Here is a 22,146-nt window from a genome sequence, read left to right on the forward strand (position 1 = left end):
CTACTGACCCTGCGCCGCCTGTTGCTGCTGCTGCATCATGGCGGCGGTGACATTGGCGAAAACCGAATCCGGCGGCACGGTGACCGCGGGTAGCACGATGTTAAGTTCCTTGGTGACCTCATCGCTGATGTCGAAGGCGTTCATGTTCAATGCCACCTGCGCCCGGTGCAGGACGAGGTTCATGCCGCGGCTCTGCGCGACCTGGCGGATAACGGCGATCAGCGTCCGTTCGATCTGGCCCAGAGACACCTGCGCCGCCGCCTGGATGCGCGCCTCGCGATTGCGGAACGTGGTCTGCGCGGTAGCGATACGCTGCTGCAGGCTCTGCTCGCGCGTCCGTATCTGATCGGAGGAGAGATGCGCCCTGGGATCGGCCAATGCGCTCTGCAGCTTACGCCAGCTGTCCTGTTCCTTCTGCACATCCTGGGCTAGGGCGGCACGCCGCTTCTGAATCTCTTTGTCAACCGCCTGACCGGCGGTCGACGCCTGCAATACCTCGGGCACGCCGATCACACCGATGATCGCCGGTGGCGGTGTCTCCCCCTTCGACAGGGGCGGAAGCTGCGGGATTGGCGCGTTCATCTGCGCCTGCACAGCCTTCATCGCGGCAGGATCCACAGGCGTCGCGGCCGGCGGGGAGTCAGCCACGGACCGGCGATGCACCGCGCGCGGTTCGGCGGCAGCGCGTGGCGCCGCCGGCTGGCTGGGAACGAACCAGCCAGGATTGGCACTTTGCGCATGCAGGGTGGCAGGGGCAGCCATAAGCGCGGCCGCCATCAGGCAGACGCGTCGCAGAGAAATATATTGCACTAGAACCTCGTGCCGAAGCCGAATCGGAAAACTTGGGTTTGATCGTCTTTGTATTTGACGATCGGGTCGGCCAAATCGATGTTGATGAGGCCGAAGGGGGTGTTCCACGAGAAGCCGACACCGGCGGCGACGCGGGGCGAGGAGGTGTCGTAGACCGGTCCGAATTTCGCATCAACGCCCGTCAGCACGCCGATGTCCGCGAAGACGCGTCCCGAGAGGCCAATATCTGGCGAAATCGGCAGCGGAAAATGGAGTTCCGTCGTCTGCGTCGCAATGAAGCGGCCGCCGAGGCTATCGCCGGTCTTGACGTCATGCGGACCCGCGCCGCCTTCCTCGAAGCCGCGCAGATTCTGACCGCCCATGAAGAAGTTGTCGATGATCCTCTGGTCGCCGCTGTAGTTCCAGAGGTAGCCGACACCACCAGTGATCGCGACGCTCCAGAGGTGATTGCCACTGAAATAATCGAGCGGGATGTAGTAGCCGGCATCGAGCTTGGCGCGCACATAATCTGAATTGCCACCGAGGCCCGCGACATCCGTGCCGAGCCGCAGGATGTAGCCGGAATGCGGATCGATCGTACTGTCTCGGTGATCCCATACGAGCGATTGCGAAATCTGAGACAGCAACGACCAGCCAGACTCGTCCACCACATAAAGGCTGGCGCCCGACTGCACGTTGAAGACATCGCGATCGATCAGCGAGTAGCTCACAGTCTGAGACATATACTGATTGAAGGCATAGCCAGTGCGAACCGTGAAGCCGGTGCGGCTTTCCTCGTATTGCGAAATATCGCGGTTATCGTTGGTGATGTTGAACAGATCGCCGCCGAGCAACAGATTTCTGTCAAGGAAGTAAGGATCGGTCGCCGATAGATCGATCTGGCTGGCCTTCTGCGCCAAAACGCCGGAGATCGAGGTGTCGATACCAGTGCCGATCAGGTTCTTCTCGGACAGCCCGAGATTGATCAGCGCTCCGTCATCAGTCGAGTAGCCGCCACCGATGGTGAGCGAGCCGGTGGACTGCTCCTGCACCGCTGTTGTCAGAACGATCTTATCGGGCGCCGAACCGGGCTGCGTGCCCAGCTCCACGCTCTTGAAATAACCGAGGTCGATCAGCCGCTGGCGCGAGCGCCGGATCGCATCGGCATTGAAGGCATCACCCTCAGCGAGCAGGAACTCGCGCCGGATAACCTTATCCTCGGTGCGGGCGTTGCCGCTGATATCGATCTGCTCGACGAAGACGCGCGGCCCCTCGACCACGTCGAAGGTCAGATCGACGACATGGCGGCCGCGGCTGTCCACGCGTTTCTTGAGAACGGGGTTGACCTGCACGAAAGCATAGCCTCGGCTTTGCACGTCGGCCGAGATCGCGTCGGCGGTCTGATTGATGGTGTCGCCGTTGAACCAGTCGCCCGTATCCATCTTGAGGTCGCCACGCAAAGTACTGCCGTCGAGATGCGGCAAATGCGAGACGATCTTGATGTCACCCACGCGATACCGCGCGCCTTCATTCATCACGAAGGTCACGAAGAAGGACGAGCGGTCGGGCGCCAGCTCGGCTTCGGTATTGAGCAAGCGGAAATCGGCAAAGCCCTTCCGCAGGTAGAAACGCCGCAGCAGGTCACCATCGAACTCGACACGGGTCGGATCGTAGGAGTCGCTGCTGGATAGGAAACGCCACCAGTCGCTCTCGCGGCTATTGATGACGGTCCGCAGGTTTCCTTCGCTGAAGTGGTTATTGCCGACGAAAGCGATCTTGCTGATGTAGGTCGCCCGGCCGTCATGGATTTTGTAGACGACATCGACCCGGTTTTCGCTGAGCTTGATGATCTGCGCCTGCACCGTGGTCGAGTAGTAGCCCTTATGGGCATAGGCATCCAGAATCCGCTGCCGATCGTCCTCGGCGGCTGCGGCGGTATAGACTGACCTTGGCTTGAGCTGAACGACGCCCTGTAGATTGGTCTTGGTCAGCTGATGGTTGCCCTCGAACGCGACCTGACCGACGAGAGGATTCTCAACGACATTGACGACGAGGTTGTTTCCCTGCCGGGTAATGCCAACATTGCTGAATAGGCCAGTCGCATAAAGTGTCTTAAGGCTTTGGTCGACCAGCTTGGGGTCAAACACATCGCCGGATGACAGCAGCATATAGGACTGGATCGTCCCTGCTTCGATCCGCTGATTGCCGGTGACGACGATCGCGGCGATGCGGTCGCCCTGAACTTGTCTCGGCGGCGTGGTTGTCTTCGCTCGCGCAGGCCGTGTGGCCGAGGGCAAGATCTGAGACGACGCGGCGCCGGCGACAAACGTGGGCAACAGGCAGGCTGTGGCTAACAGCGCAGCACGAGTGCGTAGCAAAGACGCGTCTCCCTCAGTTCCGGCGAGGCGCCGGGCAGAAAATCCAGGCCGCATGCGCGGCAGGCGCCGAAACGGCAGTCAGGGCGAACAGCTTACGCCGCCTAGCTCAGGCTCCGTCGCCGCAGCAAGCTATTTTCTCGCCCGATGACTTTCTCGCCAAGCGAAGGGTCCTCTTACGTCATCCCGCGAGATGCGTCACCCAGCGGACGACACCGAGTTGCGTGACGTCGTTCCAGGTGGCGAAAACGAAGAGGCAAAGCAGCAGCGCGAAGCCAGCGCGGAAGCCGTATTCTTGTGCGCGGGAGGAGACGGGGCGGCCTCGGATGGCCTCGGCAAGGTAGAAAACGAGATGGCCGCCATCCAGCACCGGGATCGGGAAAAGATTGATCAGCCCGAGATTCACCGAGAGGATCGCGATGAAGGACACCAGGCTGGCGAGCCCCAGGGCCGCCACCTGACCAGACAGCGCCGCGATTCGCAGCGGTCCGCCGAGCTGGTTGAAGCCGGTGCGATGAACGACGATCTGCCACAGCCCGTTGAGCGTCTCACGTCCGACCGTCCAGGTCTCGACCACACCGGCCACCGCCGCATCGGCCGGGTTGAGGCGCTTGAGAACCGGGGCGCCCTCCATGATGCCGAGCACGCCGCGTTTGCCGCCATGACCGTCATCCGCGCTGCCGATCGTCAGGCGCAGGATCACCTCGTCCAGCCCACGATGGACGATCATCGGCACATTCTTACCGGGATTGGGCGAAACCTCACGCTGCACCGCGGCGAAATCCGGCGTGGCGACACCGTTGACCGACTGAATACGATCGCCGACATGAAGATTGGCCAAGGATGCGACCGAATTGGGCATGATCTTGCCGATCACTGGGTCTGCCACCGGCTTCCCAACGGTCGCGAAGAGCAAAAAGAACAGGACGATGGCGAGCAGGAAATTGGCGATCGGCCCGGCCGCGATGACGATCATCCGCGATCCGACCGATTTCTCGTGGAAGGTGCGGCCCGACTGCCAGGCCGCCCGCTCCTCGGGCGTCGCATCCTGCGGACGCTCCTGCCCATGCAGCTTTACGTAGCCGCCGAGCGGGATCCAGGCGAGCTTCCAGACAGTGCCCCGGCGGTCGGTCCAGCGCGCTAGCGCCTGCCCGAAGCCGATCGAGAAGGTCTCGACATGGACCCCACGCCACCGCGCGGCGAGGTAATGGCCCATCTCATGAACGAAAACGAGAACGCCGAGGACAACGGCGAAGGACAGGACGGTACGAAGGAGTTCGGGCAACGCATGCATGATGGGACGCTTTTAGGCCGTTTCGGCGGCCCGGCGCCAGAGCGGGTTCATGGGTGAGAGTCCGTGACTTCTTGTTTCCCGCTTAAGCCGCTCTCGCCCCTAAGCTAACCCTCGCCGCGTCCCGCGCCTCGGCATCCACCGCGATGATGCTGTCGAGATCGTCGGCTCGCCGCGCCCCCAACCTGTCCAGCACCGCCTCGACCGTTCCGACGATATCGAGAAAACCGATCCGGCGATCGAGGAAGGCGGCGACAGCCACCTCATTCGCGGCATTAAGGATGGCGGGCGTGCCGCCCCCCGCCGCCAACGCCTGACGCGCCAGCCGGAGCGCCGGGAACCGCAGTTCATCCGGGGGCTCGAAATTCAGCCCCGCCAAGGCCGCAAGGTCGAGACGCTTTGCTGTCGTCGCCAGTCGCTCAGGCCAGCCCAAGGCGTGGGCGATCGGAATTCGCATGTCGGGCGCGCCGAGCTGAGCCAGCATGCTGCCGTCGCGATAGCAGACGATGCCGTGGATCACGGATTGCGGGTGGACGAGAACCTCCACCGCCTCGCCTGCGAGACCAAACAGCCGTGCGGCCTCGATGACCTCGAGCCCCTTATTCATCATGGTCGCCGAATCGATGGTGATCTTGGCGCCCATCGACCACACCGGATGGCGCAGCGCGGCCTCGGGCGTGACGGCGGCCATCTCTTCCCTGCTCGCCTTGCGGAAAGGGCCGCCCGAAGCCGTCAGGATGATGCGTTCGACCGCCGACCGATTTTCCGGCTCCAGACACTGGAAGATCGCATTGTGCTCGGAATCGACCGGAAGCAGCACGGTGCCGGAGGTCGCGACGGCATCCATCATCACGTCGCCCGCCGAGACCAAGACCTCCTTATTCGCGAAAGCCAGCGCGCCGCCGCGCCGGATCGCCGCCAGGGTCGGGTGCAGCCCCGCCATGCCGATGATCGCCGCCATCGTCCAATCCGCGGGCCGCGATGACGCCTCAAGCGCCGCCGTCTCGCCCGCCGCGATCTGCGTATCCGTCCCGGCAAGCGCCTCACGCAAGGCCCCAAGCAGAGACTCGTCCTGGATCACCGCGATCTCGGCGCGAAACTCGCGTGCCTGCTCGGCGAGCAGCGTGACATTGCGGCCCGCGATCAAAGCCTCGACCCGGTAACGTTCTGGCGTCGCCCGTATGAGGTCGAGCGTCTGAGTGCCGACGCTGCCGGTGCTGCCGAGGATGCTGATGGTTTTCACGTTCATGGTCTTCTCGCCATTTCCGGTCACTGCCAAAGCAGGATCCCCTCCCCAACCACAAGGGCCACTATCGCCGCCACTGGTGCCGCGGTCAGCATCCCGTCCAGCCTGTCGAGCAGGCCGCCATGCCCCGGTATCGATCGCCCCGAATCCTTGACGCCGAAATGACGCTTCAGGCCGCTCTCCAATAGATCGCCCACTTGCGAGGAGACGCCCAGCAACATCGCAATCGCCGCGCAGTGCAGACTGTCCACCGGCCCACCGGCCCAGGCAGCGACCCCGATGCCGACGAGCGCTGCCGCCGCTAGCCCGCCCAGAGCGCCGGAACGTGTTTTGCCGGGTGAAATGCGCGGCGCGAGCTTCGGGCCGCCGATCAGCCGGCCGGCGACATAGGCTCCGATGTCGCTCGCCCAGACGATGAGAACGAGGAACAGCATGTCCCACCGCCCGACCAGCGGCACATGCCGCAGCCGAACCATGGAGATTGCCGCCGGCGCCACATAAAGGATGCCCAGCACGAGCCACGTCGCCCGCCGGTTCCGCCCGAGGAGCAGCCAGGCGCAGATGATCAGGACCACGGCATAGATCAGGGCCACCGCACCGCCTCCCGCCATGGCGAAAAGCGGCACCGCCGCCACGCCAACTGGCAGAACGATGACCGGCCACCGCCAGGCCTCGGCCCGGCACATCCCCGCCCATTCGGCGGCGCAGCCGGCAACGCCTAAGGCCAGAAGCAGCGCCCACGGCAGTTTGCCCAGCCAGAGGCAGCCGAGTGCCAGCGGCGCCAGGACGATCGCGGAGCCGACGCGCTTCCGCAGGTCACTCCAACGCTTCCCGCCGCGCGTGTCCCCGCCCGCTCGCCTTTCGTCAGGCGCCGCTGGCACCGTAGCGCCGCTCGCGCCGCGCATATTCCGCGAGCGCGTCAGAAAGATTGGCCGGGCCGAAATCGGGCCACAGCACATCGAGGAACAGCAGCTCGGCATAGGCGCATTGCCAGAGCAGGAAGTTGGAAAGGCGCTGCTCGCCACTCGTGCGAATGAGGAGATCGGGATCCGGCATCCCAGCCGTGGAGAGGAAGCGGCCGAAACTCGCCTCATCCGTCGTCTGGATATCGACCTCGCCCGACTGGACAGCCCGCGCCATCTTACGCGCCGCGGCGAGAATTTCCGCGCGTCCGCCATAAGACAACGCCACCGTCAGGTTGAGACGGCGGTTTCCGGCGGTCTGCCGCTCGGCGCGGTCAAGCTCCGCGCGCATCTCCGGCGAGAAGCGCTCGCGGTCGCCGATCACGCGGAAGCAGACGCCATTGGCGCCCAGCTCGGCGAGTTCGCTGCGCAGATACTGCCGCATGAGGCTGGTGAGATCCGAGACCTCCGATTGCGGACGCCGCCAATTCTCACTGCTGAAGGCATAGAGCGTCAGCCACTCGATGCCGGAGGAGATCGCACCCTCGATGCAGCGCCGCACCGCCTGCGCCCCCGCCCGGTGGCCGGCGATCCGGGGAAGCCCGCGCGCCCGCGCCCAGCGTCCGTTGCCATCCATGATGACCGCGACATGGCGCGGCACCGACGCGGCACCGGCTTTTCGAGGTGTTGCCACCGGCTCCGTCACCGGCAGCTCCGTCGCGGATCCGGCCAGCTCAGGAACCACCGCCCGAATCATACCTGGCGGATCTCTCGATCCTTCTCGGAGGCGTATTCGTCCACCCGCTTCACGTAGGAATCGGTGAGCTTCTGCACCTCGTCCGACCAGTCCCCAGCCTCGTCCTTACTGAGCTCGCTCTTCTTCTCGAAGGCCTTGATCTGCTCCATGCCGTCACGCCGGACACCGCGTACCGCGATCCGCGCGCCCTCGGCATAGCGACCGGCGGCCTTGGCCAATTCGCCCCGGCGTTCGGCGGTCAGTTGTGGGATCGGCACCCGTACGATCTGCCCGTCGGCCGAGGGGTTCAGTCCAAGACCCGAGTCGCGGATCGCCGCCACCGTCGCGTTCACCAGACTGCGGTCCCAGACCTGCACGGTAATCATCCGCGCCTCCGGCACCGCGATGGTGCCAACCTGCGGCAGTGGCAGAACGGAGCCATAGGCCTCGACCTTGACCGGTTCGAGCAGCGCCGGGCTGGCACGGCCGGTCCGGAGGCCGCTGAAGTCCTTGCGCAAGGTTTCCAGCGCGCCATCCATGCGGCGCGTTAGATCCTGTTTCAGCGCATTCAGATCTGCGGGCACCTTGCCCCTCCTTCGTCAGACGTCGCGGATCATAGTGTAGGTGCCTTCACCCCGCATGACGGCGGCAAATGCCCCGACTCGGTGAAGGTTGAAGACGAGGATAGGCAGCTTGCTCTCCCGCGCCAGACTGATTGCGGCCGCATCCATCACGGCCAAATCCTGCGACAACACATCCATATAGGTCAGTTCGTCGAACCGCTTGGCTTCCGGCACCTTCAGGGGGTCGGCGGAATAGACGCCATCGACCTGCGTGCCCTTGAGCAGAGCCTCGCAGCCCATTTCGGCGGCACGCAACGCAGCTGCCGTGTCGGTGGTGAAGAACGGGTTGCCGGTGCCTGCCGCGAAGATCACGATCCGGCCTTTCTCCAAATGACGCTGCGCCCGCCTGCGGATATAGGGCTCGCAGAGGCTCGACATATGGATCGCCGATTGCACCCGGGTCGGCAGGCCCGCGCGCTCGAGGGCGCTCTGCAAGGCGAGGGCGTTCATCACCGTCGCGAGCATGCCCATGTAATCGGCCTGCGCCCGGTCCATGCCGGCCGCCGCGCCCTTTACGCCGCGAAAGATATTGCCGCCGCCGATGACGATGCAGACCTCGACGCCCATGGCCGTGACGACGCCGACATCGGCCGCGATCTGCTTGAGCGTTCCGGTGTCGAGGCCATACTCGCCGGCCCCCATGAGCGCCTCGCCCGAGAGTTTGAGCAGAACGCGCTTATAGAGGGGCTGACGGTCCATGATGTCCTTGGTCGAGGTTCCGGCCAGCACCTGCGCCAAATCATTCGGCGCGGTCGAGGTTACCGTAGAGAGCGAGCCGCAAAGCGGCAAGGCACGGCGTTATTTGGCGTTCGAGAATGCGGACTGGAACCCACCCCTGACCCCTCCCTTTTCAGGGAGGGGAAGCCGCCGCCACCAACCTCTCCCCTCCCCTTTTAGGGAGGGGCCGGGGGTGGGTGAGCCGGGCAGCGACCTCAGACCGTGAGCATTGTGGTCAGACTTCTGGCGCAGACGGCTCCAGAGCCTTCACACCAGCCGTCGCCGCGACCTCGGCCGCGAAGTCGGTGCTCTGCTTCTCGATGCCCTCGCCAAGCTGGAAACGGTCGAAGCCGACCAGTGTCCCGCCCGCCTTCTGAACCACCGCGCGCACCCGGCTCTCGCCGTCATGCACCCAGACCTGCTCGAGAAGAACGACCTCCTCGTAGTATTTGCGGATGCGCCCATCGACCATCTTCTCGATGATCGCCTCGGGCTTGCCGGAGGCACGCGCCTGCTCGGACAGCACGCTGCGTTCCCGCTCCAGTGCCGCCGGATCGACCGCGTTCACGTCCAGCGCCTCGGGCCGAGTCGCCGCGACATGCATGCCGATCTGCCGGCCGAGTTGCTCCAGACCCGCGAGTTCGCTCGGGGCCTCAAGCGCGACCAGCACACCGATTTTGCCGAGTCCCGGCTTGAGCGCGTTGTGGACATAGCTCGCTACCACGCCGCTCTTCACCCGCATCACGCGGGCGCGGCGCAGAGTCATATGTTCGCCGACCGTCGCGATGAGCTGAACCAACTGGTCCGCCACCGTGTGGCTCGCGCCCGGATAGGTCGCGGCCTTCAGAGCCTCGACGTCCTCCCCAGTCTCCAAGGCGACGCGGGCGACGGTCGAGACGAAATCCTGGAAGGTCTCGTTGCGCGCGACGAAATCGGTCTCGGCATTGACCTCGACCATGGCGGCGACGTTCGGCGCGCTCGCGACACCGATCAGCCCTTCCGCGGCGACGCGGCCGGACTTCTTGGCGGCGGCCGAGAGGCCCTTCTTGCGCAGCCAGTCGGTCGCGGCATCGAGGTCGCCGCCCGTTTCGGCCAGCGCCTTCTTGCAGTCCATCATGCCTGCGCCGGTCTTCTCGCGCAGGTCTCTGACCAGGGCGGCCGTGATCTCAGCCATCTGCGGTCTCCGTCTAGGACCGCAGGCCGCGCGACGCTTATGCGCGGCGCAGCCTGCGGCTCGTTGATTGATCGAACGGCGCTGGCAGCCCAGGTGTCGCCACCCGGACCCGCGCCGTATCTGATTAGGCGCCGACGGCTTCGGCGGCTGCGGCTTCAACCGGCGGAACCGGCTGGGCCAGCACGGCCGGTGGCAGTTCCTCAGCGGCGCCGATGTCACGGCCGGAGGCCGCCATCTCGGCGCTGATGCCATCGAGCACGGCGCCCGAGATCAGGTCGCAATAGAGCATGATGGCGCGGATTGCGTCGTCATTGCCCGGGATCGGATAGGTCACGCCATGCGGATCGGAATTGCTGTCGAGCACGGCGATCACCGGGATGCCGAGCTTATTGGCTTCCTGAACCGCCAGCTTCTCCTTGTTCGTGTCGATAATGAACAGGATATCCGGCAGTCCGCCCATCTCCTTGATGCCGCCGAGCGCCCGCTCCAGCTTCTCCTGGTCGCGGGTGATCTCGAGGACCTCTTTCTTGGTCAGACCCTCGGCCTGGCCCGCGACGAGTTCCTCGATCTGGCGCAGACGGCGGATGCTGGCGGTGATGGTCTTCCAGTTGGTCAGCATGCCGCCGAGCCAGCGATGGTTGACGTAATACTGGCCGCAGCGCCGGGCGGCTTCCGCCACATGATCAGCCGCGGCACGCTTGGTGCCGACGAACAGCACACGGCCGCCATTGGCCGTGGTGTCCCGCACCGCACGCAGCGCACGGTCGAGCATCGGCACGGTCTGCTGCAGGTCGATGATATGGACCTGGTTGCGGACGCCGAAGAGATACGGCGCCATCGCGGGATTCCAGCGACGGGTGTGATGGCCGAAATGAACGCCGGCTTCGAGTAGCTGACGCAGTGTAAAGTCGGGCATCGCCATTGGCGTGTCCCTTTCCTGTTGGTCCGGTTGATCCTCCGCGGAGCAGAGCCTCATCGGCACCGGACCTGGCTAAGCCAGGAAAGTGCCCCGCGTGCGAATTTGCCCGCCACCTCCAAGGGAGGCGCCGGACGGCGGTGCTATCGCGTATTGGGTCCGGAAAATCAACCCCGTTCCAGGCGGGTCTCCAAGACTGAGCCTGTCACCAGATGGCGCGGCAAGTTCCCGAATGCTGTCTCAATGAGCCTACCGGCGCAAAAACCCCATCTCGAACCTCAAGCAGGATGTCTGCGGTTTGAACCATGCGCATTCCACTTCGTCATGCTCGGCGAAGGCGGGGCTGCCCGCGGCCGAACATCCAGGCGTTTGCTTGCGTGACGAAGGCAAGGCGTGGATGGCACGCCTTCGCGTGCCATGACGATTCTTCGGGTCGAGGTTCAGTAACAGATCATCACCCCTAACCAGCAGCGAAATGCCTGGGCTAATGCCCCTCGCCTGCATCCTCGTGCTGATCCGGCGCGGAGGCGGAATTCAGCTGGATGTAGCGCTCGATGCCGATCAGCTTGATGAGGTCGAACTGGCGGTCGAGGAAATCGAGGTGCTCCTCCTCATTGGCGAGGATCCGCATCAGGAGATCGCGCGACACATAGTCCCGCACCTGCTCGCAATGGGCGATGCCCTCGCGCAGGTCGCCGGTCGCCTTCTCTTCGATCTTTAGATCGCAGCGCAGGATCTCCTCGACCGTCTGGCCGACGAGGATCTGGTCCAGCCGCTGCACATTCGGCAAGCCGCCGAGGAACAGGATGCGCTCGATGAGCCAATCGGCGTGGTGCATCTCCTCGATCGACTCTTTGTATTCGTGCTTGCCGAGGAGGGTGACGCCCCAATGCCGCAGCGTCCGGGCATGAAGGAAATACTGATTGATAGCGGTCAGCTCATTGGTGAGCTGCGTGTTCAGATACTCGATGACTTTGGGATCGGCTTTCACGACGTCTCTCCGGATGGTGCTACCGCAAGTTGGGTAGCACTTCCGGTCCGCGTGTCATACCGCCGCGGCGGTCGCCATCTCCTGCATGCTCGCCTTGATGGAGCTGAGGATCATGCGAACGCAGGCGCCGCAATCGGGCCGTTTGCCGCAGCAGGCATAGACCTCGCCGGGGCGGCAGGCGCCACTGCGAATGGCTTCCGCGACATCACTATCAGTAAGCCGGTTGCAGGAGCAGACGATCATGACCCAATCCCGTGGCAGACGAGAGCGGATTACTGATGTTGCGACTTATTCGCAATAGGCCAAAACGTTGAGTTCCTCGGCGAGCCTCCCTCTTATGGGTGTCATGACCCCAGCTTCGCCCCCCGCCTTCCGCCTCAGCGTGCTCGATCAGGCCCCCATCGCCGAGGGATCCACTGGGGGCCAAGCACTGCGCAACAGCATAGACCTTGCCCAAAACGCTGAGGCACTTGGCTTTTTTCGGTATTGGCTGGCGGAGCATCACGCGACCCCCGGCCTCGCCTCCGCCAGCCCCGAGGTGATGGTGAGCGCGGTCGCGTCAGCGACTCGGCGGATCCGCGTCGGCACCGGCGGTATCATGCTGCCGCATTACAGCCCCTTTAAAGTCGCCGAGACCTTCAGCATGCTGGCAGGGCTGTTCCCCGGCCGCATCGACCTCGGCGTCGGCCGCGCGCCCGGCACAGACGGGCGCACCGCCTATGCGCTGCAGCGCGACCGCCGGGAACGCGCACCCGACGACTTCCCGCAACAGCTCGCCGAACTCCTCGCCTATCTCGATGACCGCATGCCCGAGGACCACCCCTTCGCAACCCTGGCCCGAACTCTGCCGGGCAGGCCAGATGTGCCGGCGCCCTGGCTGCTCGGCTCTTCACCCGATAGCGCGAACTGGGCCGCCGAAACTGGACTACCCTATTGCATCGCCGATTTTATCAACCCGCAGGGCGTTCCCCTCGCCCACCGCTACCGCTCCGGTTTTCAGGCGCTGGAAAGCCGGAACCTGTCGGCGCCTTACCTGATGGCGGCGGTCTGGGTGATCTGCGCCGATACGGATGTGGAGGCGGAGCGCCTCGCCGCTAGCTCCCTCATGCTGTTCCGCCTGCTTCACCGTGGCGAGCTGATCGCCGTGCCGACACCGGAGGATGCGCTGCGCTTCCTGGAACGCGATCCGCCCACGGGCGCTCCTGGCGCCACACGCCGCCGCCGCATGATCCTCGGCACGCCCGAGACAGTACGCGCGGGCATTGAGGCTGTAGCCGCGGAGTATGGCGCGGACGAAATCATGATCGTGAACATCATGCACGATCATGACGCGCGCCGCCGTTCCTACGCGCTGATCGCGGAAGCCTTCGGGTTGGCGGCGAGTGACGCGACGGAGCCGAACGCGGTCTTCGTTTAGCTCCGCGAAGCATTGCCGACAGCTCGCGAGGTCACATCGTCTTGCTCGGCGAAGGCCGAGCATCCACGCCTTCTCCGTCTCGTCCAACAACAAGCAAGGCGTGGATCCTCGGCCTTCGCCGAGGATGACGACGGACTAAATCTCCTCGACCGCCGCGATCCCCGGCATCACGCGAAACGCCGCCGCCAGCCGCGGCGAGACATTGAACCGACCCGGCAGCTTGATCTCGGCCTCCCGGCTCGCGTCTAGACGTGGATACAGCAGCACCTCGCCCCGCCCCGCGCCCTCCTTCTCCAGCAGCACCCGGATGTGATCGACGGCGGCGGTTTCCGTCAGCCAGATCCGCAACCCGACCCCCGCCCCCGCCGCCGCCTGGTCGAGCGAGACGACATCCTGCGCGGTGAGCCGAAGCGCATCACCATCCTGCCGCAGATCCATCGTGACGAGCAGCGCATTGCCGTCCCGCAACAACTCGCTGCTCCGCGCCAGAACCTCACTGAACAATGTCACCTCGAAACTGCCGCCCGCATCCGACAGCCGGATCCAGGCCATCCGCCCGCCGGTCCGCGTCGGCCGGATTTTCGGCGAGCCGACAACCATGCCGGCGACCTTCACCCGCCCGATGCCGCTAGCCGCCGCCGTCTCCAGCCGCGTGCTCGACATAACCCCGAGCCGCGCGAGCACCGGACCGAAACTGTCGAGGGGATGGCTGGTGAGATGAAAACCCACTGCCTCCGCCTCGAAGCCCAGACGATCGAGCAGCGGCCAATCCGGGATCGGCGGCAGATGCAGAACCTCGGGCTCCGCATCGGCGCCGCCGAACAACCCGATCTGGCCAGAGCCGCGATCCTCGGCGGCGGATTGCGCGCGGCGCAGCAGAATCTCGGCGCCGGAAAAGAGCCGCGCCCGATTGCCTTCCAGCATATCGAAGGCCCCGGCGCGGATGAGGTTCTCCAACTGCATCTTGTTGAGCAGCTTCGGATCCACGCGATCGGCGAAATCCGCGATATCCGCGAAAGGCCTCCCACCGCGCGCCGCGACCACCGCCTCCATCGCCGCCTGACCCACGCGCTTGATGGCGGCAAGCGCGTAGCGAATGGCGAGACTGCCATCCGCCTGCCGCTCGACCGTGAAATCGGCCTCGGAACGGTTGATATCCGGCGGCAGAATGGCAATGCCCATGCGGCTCGCCTCCTGCCGGAAGGCAGCGAGCTTGTCGGTATTACTCAACGCGAGACTCATACATGCGGCGATGAACGGCACCGGATGATTGGCCTTCATCCAGGCGGTCTGGTAGGCGACCAGGGCGTAAGCGGCTGCGTGTGATTTGTTGAAGCCGTAATCGGCGAACTTCGCCATGAGATCGAAGATCTCACCGGCCTTGGCGGGGTCGATGCCGCCGGCCACCGCGCCATCCGTGAAGGTTTTGCGCTGCGCCTCCATCTCCGAGCGAATCTTCTTGCCCATCGCGCGGCGCAACAGGTCGGCGGCGCCGAGGCTATAGCCGCCCATGCGCTGGGCGATCTGCATCACCTGCTCCTGGTAGACCATGATGCCATAGGTCTCTTCCAGGATGTCGCGGATGTCCTCGTGCGGCGCTTCCCATTTCTCGCCATGCTTGCGCTGGCAATAGGCGGGGATATTCGCCATCGGGCCGGGGCGATACAGCGCGACCCCGGCAATCAGATCCTCGAAACGGTCGGGACGCATCTGGCGCAGCACGTCCCGCATGCCCTGGCTTTCGAACTGGAACACCCCGCCCGCATCGCCGCGCTGTAAAAGCTCGTAGGTGCGAAGATCATCGAGCGGCAGGCGATTGATGTCGAGCTCTATGCCAAGCTTGCGCAAGAACGTTTCGCCGCGCCGCAGGATCGTCAGTGTCGTCAGCCCGAGGAAGTCGAACTTCACCAGGCCCGCCTGCTCGACATGCTTCATCGAATATTGCGTGACGAGGAAGTCCGAGCGCGGATCGCGATAGAGCGGTACAAGTTCGGTCAAAGGCCGGTCGCCGATCACCACACCGGCGGCATGCGTGCTGGCGTGGCGATATAATCCTTCGAGTTGCAGCGCGATTTCCATCAGGCGCCGCACGGATTCGTCGTCCGCGCGCATCTGCTGCAAACGGGGCTCACCCGCAATGGCCTCGCCCAAAGTCACCGGCTTGGCCGGATTGTTGGGAATGAGTTCCGCCACGCGATTGACCTGGCCGAACGGCAGGCCAAGCACGCGCCCAACATCGCGAACGGCGGCCCGCGCCTGCAATTTTCCAAACGTGATGATCTGCGCCACACGGTCGCCACCATATTCGGCGCGCACGTAGCGGATCACCTCGTCGCGCCGATCCTGGCAGAAGTCGATGTCGAAATCCGGCATCGACACGCGCTCAGGATTGAGGAAACGCTCGAACAGCAAGCCAAAGCGCAGCGGATCGAGGTCGGTGATGCTGAGCGCCCAGGCGACAACGGAACCGGCACCCGAGCCACGGCCCGGACCCACAGGGATATCCCGCGCCTTGGCCCATTGGATGAAGTCGGCGACGATCATGAAGTAGCCGGCGAAACCCATGCCCGCGATGACGCCGAGTTCATACTCCAGCCGTTCGCGATAAACCTCCGGCGTGGCAAACTCCTCGGTCATCAAAGCAAGCCGCCGCTCCAGCCCCTCCGCCGCCATGGCGCGGACGGTTTCCTCCTCGGTGGCGCCCTCACGCACCTTGGGACAGCGCGGCAGCAAAGGTTTGCGGGTCTCGGCCATCACGGCGCAGCGCCGGGCGATGGCGAGGGTATTGTCGCAGGCTTCCGGCAAGTCGGCGAAGAGCGCGCGCATCACGGCGGCGGGCTTGAACCAATGCTCGGGCGTGACGCGCCGCCGCTCGATCTCGCTGAGCACGCGGCCCTCGGCGATGCACAGCAGCGCGTCATGGGCCTCATGCATGCTGGCTGTCGCGAAGTAGCAATCATTGGCCGCGACCAGCGGCAGGCCGGCCTCATCCGCCAAAGTCAGCAGACCAGGCTCGATCGCCTGTTCCACCGCCAGACCGTGGCGATGCAGCTCGACCGCGACGCGGTCCGGGAAGGCCTCGCGGAACCGCGCGAGGAGCGTCGCTGCCTCCTGCCGCTGGCCCTCGGCGAGCAGCCGGTTGATCGGCCCGAGCGTTCCGCCGGTCAGCAGAAACAGCCCCTCGGCATGCTCCGCCAGCCGCGCCAGCCCGACCTGGGCGCGAAGTCCGGGATCGCTCTCCAGGTAGGAGATAGAGGATAGGCGCTGGAGGTTCGCATAGCCGGCGGCGTCTTGCGCCAGCACCACGATCGGCTCGGCCGGAAGCCGCGGCTGGTCGTCTCGCGTCAGGGAGAGCTGGCAGCCCAGGATCGGCTGCACCCCCTTCCCCGCCGCCGCCTGGCTGAACTCCAGGGCGCCGAAGAGGTTGGAGCTATCGGTGATGGCAACCGCCGGCATGCCCTCGGCCGCCGCCAGCGCCGCCAGCTTCTCCGCCTTGATGGCGCCCTCGCTCAGGGAATAGGCGGAATGGTTGTGCAGGTGGACGAAGCGTGTCTCGCTCATCGGATGAGTATAGCCCGAGGTCGCACGAGTCTCCCATGAGCGCACTGACCCTGTTCGGGCTTTTCGCCGTCACCGCCATGCTGGTGACCTATGCGCTGGAGGCGCGCAGCCGCTGGTTCATTCTGGCCTTCGCCGGCGCCTGCCTGCTCGGCTCCGCCTATGGCTTTCTGCAGGGCGCTTGGCCCTTCGGCGCCGTCGAGGCGATCTGGGCGGTGGTGGCGGCTTGGCGTTTCGTTAAGCATCCGTGAAGCGGCGAGGATATTCATCTTACGTTCAGGATTTGGTGAGACAGTTTCGCAAAACTGATCTGGATTCTCCACTGATGAGCATCTCCAATAGCAGCGCTACGTGGCAGCCGGTGCACCCGATCGTTCCACCGTTCCCTTCCCTGGGCCGGGTCCGGCGCCGACCTTTTTGCCATCTTTGCCGGGAGAACCCGGCCAGGGGCCGAGCACCTGTCCCCCTGTCGCGGTTCGGCGGGCAAGCTGGCGTGGCCACGAACGTTACAGCCAGCCCGTTGGCACGGCGCAGCGCACTGACAACCCAGCAAGCCAGTGTTCTGACTCTCACCGACGCCGAAATTCTTCAGTACTATCTGATGGTCGGCGACATCGAATTGGCACCAGCCCAAACCGAGCCTGCCACCAGAGCGCTTCGCGCCGATATCCGCGCCGCCTTTCAGAGCACAAGCCCGTCCCTGGAAGCGATCAAAGCGACTGGGAGCCGGGCGCTCATCGCTGGGGCAACGGGCCGCCCAGGAGGATCCGGCTGCCGGTTTCCGCCCGTATGAGTATCACCACGAATTCCAGCTACGCCCCGCCAGCCTCCTTTCTGCCGCCGATTCAGCCCATCGCTCAACACTTCGTTGTGCCGGGCGCGGTACCGGATTTCCCGCCGGGTATGCCGCCTTTTGCACAATCGACGGGCCGAAACATGACAAGCGCTGGGCTGTTACGGTTCGGCAGACGAGCCCCAGCAGCCCCGAACATGCGGGGTCCGTCCGCCGAGCGGGTCGAATTGACTGAACAGCAAGCCGGCCTAGTGAAGCTCACCAATGCCGAAATTGTCGGAACCTATCTAAAGATTGGCGGGACTGAACTGCCCCTCAACGCAACCCAACCACAACTCAGTTTGTTTCTCGACGAACTCTCTACGGCCGTGCACAGCAAGACGGACGACGGGCAGCAGGTCAGGACGAATGTGCAGATCATCACTCTGAACAATATATTGAACCGGGTCGAAGCGTTCCGTCGAGTGATGAGTGGATCGCGGGAAACCGTGCGGCAGCGACTGCTAGCTTCTGGCGATCAGGACGGAGCGTCGTTTCTCAATAGAGCGGTCCAGCAATGCACCAATACCGTCCTCAAAGAATTATATAATGGCTACCCCTATCCGGAGATTCGAATCAGTCCCGATACCTTGCTGGAAAAGCTACACTCGCTGCGGAACAGGGAGAATTTCGTCCGATCGCGGCTCGGCGCCGAGTCTCAACGGAGAGAGCAGGAGAACCAGCGCCAATTAAACCAACAGCGACAGACCGAGGAGGCGACGATTGCCGCAACGTCGCGTTTTTATGCGAGCTGCACCAATTCCGACATCCTCGGCACACAGGATGTGCCAACAGGGGAAAATTCACCAAGTAGCGCTTCGTGCCTGAAGGGAGGGGAACTGCTCTGGGGCAGCTTCCAGGCGCTGCTTCAGCACGGCGTTCGAGCTCGCACTATTATCCCGAAACAGGACTGGCCTTTTGCCTTCATGACCTGGGGCATCGTTGATTACGCTGACACCTTGGCAGGGATCCGGACCGAGGTCACAAGCCACTACGCGAGAGATCTCCGGTCGCTCGTCTACTTGGGACCAACGACCTATAGCAGGGATCTTGGCGTGACCTGGCATGACAACCCCTACCCAACCAGTCCAGCCCTGGAAACGATCAAAGCAACTCAAAGCAACGCGCTCATTGCCGGGGCTGCGGCTCGCCCCCAAGGAAGCGGCTGCCAGTTTCCGCCTCCGACCGGCGGCCGCCGCTGATGCTCGCAGGCGCGTGGCGAGAGCCGGGCTGGACTGGGCTCCCAGGTTCGCTCGTAAGAAGACGTGGTTTGGGCGACCGGCCCTAGACCACGCGCCCGTCGCGCAGCGTCATCCGGCGATCCATCCGCGCGGCCAAATCCGGGTTGTGCGTGGCGATCAGCGCCGCCACCCCTTCGTTCCGCACCGCCGACAACAGCTCGGCGAAAACGACATCGGCGGTAGCAATGTCGAGATTGCCGGTCGGCTCGTCGCACAACAGCAATCGCGGCCGGTTGGCGAGCGACCGCGCAATCGCCACGCGCTGCTGCTCGCCGCCCGAAAGCTTGCCGGGCAGGTGCTTGAGGCGATGTGCAAGCCCAAAGGACTCCAGCAGTCCCGCCGCCCGCAGCTGCGCCTGTTTCCGCCCGACGCCCGCGATCATCTGCGGCAGCACGACGTTTTCGAGCGCCGTGAATTCCGCGAGCAGGTGATGGAACTGGTACACGAACCCGATGCGGTCCCGGCGAATGGCCGTCCGCGCGGAATCCGCCAGCGCACCTGAATCGCGCCCCTCGATCAGCACGCGCCCGCCATCGGGCCGGTCGAGCAGCCCGGCCAAATGCAGCAGCGTCGACTTGCCCGAGCCGGAGGGAGCGGCCAGCGCCACGATCTCGCCGGCAGCGAGTTGCAGATCAACCGCCGTCAGGACGTCCAGCGCCCCGGCGTCAGTGCGATAGCTCCGCCGCACCGCCTCCATCAGCAGCACGACGCCCGAGCCGTTACTCATGGCGCAGCGCTTCCACCGGATCGGTGCGCGCCGCGCGCCAGGACGGGTAGAGCGTCGCCAGCAGCGACAGCACGAGCGCCATCACCACAACCTCGAGAACCTCCTGCCAATCCAGAACGGCCGGTAGTTGCTCCAAGAAATACACGGTCGGATCGAACAAAGTCGTGCCGCTGATATTCTGCAGGAACTGCCGGATATTCTCGATATTCGCGCAGAAGACGACGCCCAGCAGAAAGCCGATGGCCGTGCCCGTCACGCCAATCGAGGCGCCGGCCATCAGGAAGATCCGCATGATGGCGCCCCTACCCGCGCCAAGCGTCCGCAGCACGGCGATGTCCCGCGTCTTGTCCTTCACCATCATGATCATCGACGAGATCACGTTGAAGGCCGCCACCACGATGATCAGCGTCAGGATGAGGAACATAACATTCCGCTCCACCGTCACCGCCGCGAAGAAACTGTCATTCGACTGCTGCCAGTCGATCACCTGCACCGGCCGCCCCGCCAACACCTGGCTGATCCGCTGGTTCACCGCGCCAACCTGGTCGGGGTTCTTGACCATCACCTCGATCTGCGTCGCGCGCCCATCGGCAGAGAAAAAGGTCTGCGCGGCGGCCAGCGGCATGAAGACGAAGGTGCTGTCGTATTCCTGCATGCCGACGTTGAAGATGCCGACGACCTTATAGGCGCGGATGCGCGGAATGGTACCGATCACCGTCGCATTGCCCTGCGGCGAAACCACCGTGACATTGCCGCCAACCTGCAGGTTAAGCGAGCGCGCGAGTCCAGTGCCAACGATCACCGCGTTGTCGCCGGTGAGATTATCCAACGACCCCTGCACCAGATGGCCGCTTACCGCCGGCATCGCCTTGAGATCCGCCAGCGTCATGCCACGGATGACGCCGCCGACCGCGCCGCCATGCTCGCCTGTCAGCAGGACCTCGCCCTGGAACACTGGCGCCGCCGTCAGCACGCCCGGAATGCCGCGTACACTGCCCGCCATCTGGTCGTATTCGACGATCTGAGTGCCCCCGGCGCCGTAAATGCCGAGATGACCGTTCAGGCCGAGGATGCGCGACAGCAGCTCGGTGCGGAAACCGTTCATCACGCTCATCACGATGATCAGCGTCGCCACACCGAGCGCGATGCCGACCAGCGAGAAAATCGCAATGACGGAAACGAAGCGCTCACCCTTGCGGGCACGCAGGTAGCGGCCGGCGACGGCTCGCTCGAAGGCGTTGAACATCAGAGGCGCTTCGTCCCGACCTTCGCGAGAGCATCCTCGACACTCAGCTCCTCGCGCTCGCCAGTGGCGCGGCGCTTGAGTTCCACGCGCCCGGCGGCGGCACCGCGCGGGCCGATGATGACCTGCCAGGGATGGCCCATCAGATCCGCGTCGTTGAACTTCACGCCCGCGCGCTCGGAGCGGTCGTCGTACAAGGCGACCGCGCTCAGCTTGCCATACACGTCCTCGCTCAGCGCATCAGTCACCGCGTCCCCCTGCTTGAGGTTGAGCACCCCGGCCTGGAAGGGCGCCACGCTATCCGGCCAGATGATGCCGGCCTCGTCATGGCTCGCCTCGATCAGCGCACCGACCAGCCGGCTCACGCCGACGCCATAGCTGCCGCCATGGGGATTGACCGGCTTACCGTCCGCGCCGGTGACACTGAAATTCATCGCCTGGCTGTATTTGGTGCCGAAGTAGAAGATATGGCCGACCTCGATGCCGCGCCCCTCGCGGCGGCGGCTCGCCTCCACTTGTTCCCAGGCGGCCGTGTCGTGCTTCTCGTCCGTCGCGGCATAGCTGCCGGTCATGGTGTCGTAGAAGCGGGCGAGGTCGTCAGGCGCCGTGATATCAAAATTGCCGGCGCTGTAATCCACTTCCTCGAAAGCCGCGTCGTAGAAGACCTGGCTCTCGCCGGTCGGGGCCAGGATGATAAACTCGTGGCTAAGATCGCCGCCGATGGGGCCGGTATCCGCCACCATGGGGATCGCCTTCACGCCGAGGCGCTGGAAGGTTCGCATATAGGCCAGCATCATCTTGCGATAGCTGATGACCGCGCCGGGATAGTCGAGGTCGAAGCTATAGCCGTCCTTCATGAGGAATTCGCGGCCGCGCATGACGCCGAAACGAGGACGCACCTCGTCGCGGAATTTCCACTGAATGTGGTAGGCGATCTGCGGCAGTTCCTTGTAGCTGCGCACCGAGCTACGGAAGATGTCGGTGATCATCTCCTCATTGGTCGGGCCATAGAGCAGGTCGCGCTTATGCCGGTCGGTGATGCGCAGCATCTCCTGCCCGTAATCCTCGTAGCGGCCGCTTTCGCGCCACAGGTCGGCGGCCTGGATCGTTGGCATGAGCAGTTCCTGCGCGCCCGCGGCGTCCTGCTCCTCCCGCACGATATCGGCGATGTTGTTGAGCACGCGGAGGCCGGCGGGCAGCCAGGCATAGATGCCGGCGGCCGTCTGCCGCACCAGACCGGCACGCAGCATGAGGCGGTGAGAGGCGATCTGCGCCTCGGCGGGCACTTCCTTGAGGGTCGGTACCAGGCTGCGGGATAGGCGCATCGCTTCCGTTCACTCCGTCTGCAGGCGGGAAGGGTCTAACGAT

The 22,146-nt window shown here is 64.5% G+C and carries 19 protein-coding genes; 3 read left to right on the top strand and 16 right to left on the bottom strand.

Annotation, left to right across the window (positions count from 1 at the left end; all coding sequences use genetic code 11):
• From GSQ83_RS18940 to GSQ83_RS18995, 12 genes are all read right to left on the bottom strand, one after another.
• Nucleotides 1-810 carry an OmpH family outer membrane protein gene (locus tag GSQ83_RS18940; RefSeq protein WP_254065788.1) on the bottom strand — a complete coding sequence of 270 codons (810 nt, stop codon included), beginning with the start codon at nt 808-810 and terminating at the stop codon, nt 1-3.
• Nucleotides 810-3,167 carry an outer membrane protein assembly factor BamA gene (gene bamA, locus GSQ83_RS18945; RefSeq protein ID WP_254065789.1) on the bottom strand — a complete coding sequence of 786 codons (2,358 nt, stop codon included), beginning with the start codon at nt 3,165-3,167 and terminating at the stop codon, nt 810-812. The genes GSQ83_RS18940 and bamA overlap by 1 nt, the downstream gene beginning before the upstream one ends.
• A 178-nt stretch (nt 3,168-3,345) precedes the next feature.
• Entirely contained in the window at nt 3,346-4,458 is a 1,113-nt protein-coding gene (gene rseP, locus GSQ83_RS18950) for an RIP metalloprotease RseP (RefSeq protein ID WP_174246691.1), read from the bottom strand.
• An 82-nt stretch (nt 4,459-4,540) separates the two neighbouring features.
• Nucleotides 4,541-5,704 carry a 1-deoxy-D-xylulose-5-phosphate reductoisomerase gene (locus GSQ83_RS18955; RefSeq protein ID WP_158804450.1) on the bottom strand — a complete coding sequence of 388 codons (1,164 nt, stop codon included), beginning with the start codon at nt 5,702-5,704 and terminating at the stop codon, nt 4,541-4,543.
• Nucleotides 5,705-5,724: 20 nt separating this feature from the next.
• Nucleotides 5,725-6,606 carry a phosphatidate cytidylyltransferase gene (locus GSQ83_RS18960; RefSeq protein ID WP_158804451.1) on the bottom strand — a complete coding sequence of 294 codons (882 nt, stop codon included), beginning with the start codon at nt 6,604-6,606 and terminating at the stop codon, nt 5,725-5,727.
• Nucleotides 6,566-7,360, bottom strand: coding sequence for a polyprenyl diphosphate synthase (gene uppS, locus GSQ83_RS18965; protein ID WP_158804452.1), 795 nt, complete (start codon nt 7,358-7,360; stop codon nt 6,566-6,568). Before uppS ends, GSQ83_RS18960 begins: the two co-directional genes overlap by 41 nt.
• Complete coding sequence (gene frr, locus GSQ83_RS18970) at nt 7,357-7,923, bottom strand: ribosome recycling factor (RefSeq protein WP_158804453.1); 567 nt, start codon at nt 7,921-7,923, stop codon at nt 7,357-7,359. The genes uppS and frr overlap by 4 nt, the downstream gene beginning before the upstream one ends.
• A gap of 15 nt (nt 7,924-7,938) precedes the next feature.
• Complete coding sequence (gene pyrH / locus GSQ83_RS18975; RefSeq protein ID WP_158804843.1) at nt 7,939-8,661, bottom strand: UMP kinase; 723 nt, start codon at nt 8,659-8,661, stop codon at nt 7,939-7,941.
• A 253-nt stretch (nt 8,662-8,914) separates the two neighbouring features.
• Nucleotides 8,915-9,853: a translation elongation factor Ts gene (gene tsf / locus GSQ83_RS18980; protein ID WP_158804454.1), complete on the bottom strand. Its 939-nt coding sequence runs from the start codon at nt 9,851-9,853 to the stop codon at nt 8,915-8,917.
• A 124-nt stretch (nt 9,854-9,977) separates the two neighbouring features.
• Nucleotides 9,978-10,775, bottom strand: coding sequence for a 30S ribosomal protein S2 (gene rpsB, locus GSQ83_RS18985; RefSeq protein WP_158804455.1), 798 nt, complete (start codon nt 10,773-10,775; stop codon nt 9,978-9,980).
• Nucleotides 10,776-11,253: 478 nt separating this feature from the next.
• A complete protein-coding gene (bfr, locus tag GSQ83_RS18990; protein ID WP_216850352.1) occupies nt 11,254-11,760 on the bottom strand; it encodes a bacterioferritin in 507 nt (168 codons plus the stop codon).
• Nucleotides 11,761-11,814: 54 nt separating this feature from the next.
• On the bottom strand, nt 11,815-12,003 hold the full coding sequence (locus tag GSQ83_RS18995) for a bacterioferritin-associated ferredoxin (protein WP_158804456.1): 189 nt from the start codon (nt 12,001-12,003) through the stop codon (nt 11,815-11,817).
• A gap of 103 nt (nt 12,004-12,106) precedes the next feature.
• On the opposite strand from GSQ83_RS18995, the gene GSQ83_RS19000 reads away from it, so the two are divergent.
• Nucleotides 12,107-13,177 (top strand): LLM class flavin-dependent oxidoreductase, encoded by a 1,071-nt coding sequence (locus tag GSQ83_RS19000; RefSeq protein WP_158804457.1) that lies wholly within the window; start codon nt 12,107-12,109, stop codon nt 13,175-13,177.
• A 135-nt stretch (nt 13,178-13,312) separates the two neighbouring features.
• On the opposite strand, the gene dnaE is transcribed toward GSQ83_RS19000, so the two are convergent.
• A complete protein-coding gene (gene dnaE, locus GSQ83_RS19005) occupies nt 13,313-16,738 on the bottom strand; it encodes a DNA polymerase III subunit alpha (RefSeq protein ID WP_158804458.1) in 3,426 nt (1,141 codons plus the stop codon).
• A gap of 35 nt (nt 16,739-16,773) precedes the next feature.
• Here dnaE and GSQ83_RS19010 point away from each other — a divergent pair, with 35 nt between their 5' ends.
• Both GSQ83_RS19010 and GSQ83_RS19015 read left to right on the top strand, forming a co-directional pair.
• Nucleotides 16,774-16,986, top strand: a complete 213-nt coding sequence (locus GSQ83_RS19010; protein ID WP_158804459.1) for a hypothetical protein — start codon at nt 16,774-16,776, stop codon at nt 16,984-16,986.
• 538 nt (nt 16,987-17,524) lie between these two features.
• Nucleotides 17,525-18,769: a hypothetical protein gene (locus GSQ83_RS19015; protein WP_158804460.1), complete on the top strand. Its 1,245-nt coding sequence runs from the start codon at nt 17,525-17,527 to the stop codon at nt 18,767-18,769.
• 82 nt (nt 18,770-18,851) lie between these two features.
• Here the strand turns inward: GSQ83_RS19015 and GSQ83_RS19020 are convergent, their stop codons facing one another.
• From GSQ83_RS19020 to proS, 3 genes are read right to left on the bottom strand one after another with little or no spacing between them, the layout of a single operon-like run.
• Nucleotides 18,852-19,535 (bottom strand): ABC transporter ATP-binding protein, encoded by a 684-nt coding sequence (locus GSQ83_RS19020; protein WP_158804461.1) that lies wholly within the window; start codon nt 19,533-19,535, stop codon nt 18,852-18,854.
• Nucleotides 19,528-20,781, bottom strand: coding sequence for a lipoprotein-releasing ABC transporter permease subunit (locus GSQ83_RS19025; RefSeq protein WP_158804462.1), 1,254 nt, complete (start codon nt 20,779-20,781; stop codon nt 19,528-19,530). The genes GSQ83_RS19020 and GSQ83_RS19025 overlap by 8 nt, the downstream gene beginning before the upstream one ends.
• On the bottom strand, nt 20,781-22,103 hold the full coding sequence (gene proS, locus GSQ83_RS19030) for a proline--tRNA ligase (protein ID WP_158804463.1): 1,323 nt from the start codon (nt 22,101-22,103) through the stop codon (nt 20,781-20,783). The genes GSQ83_RS19025 and proS overlap by 1 nt, the downstream gene beginning before the upstream one ends.
• Nucleotides 22,104-22,146 lie beyond the last annotated feature (43 nt).

The organism is Acidisoma sp. L85 (assembly GCF_009765865.1).
In the GTDB taxonomy this organism is placed as follows: Bacteria; Pseudomonadota; Alphaproteobacteria; order Acetobacterales; family Acetobacteraceae; genus Acidisoma.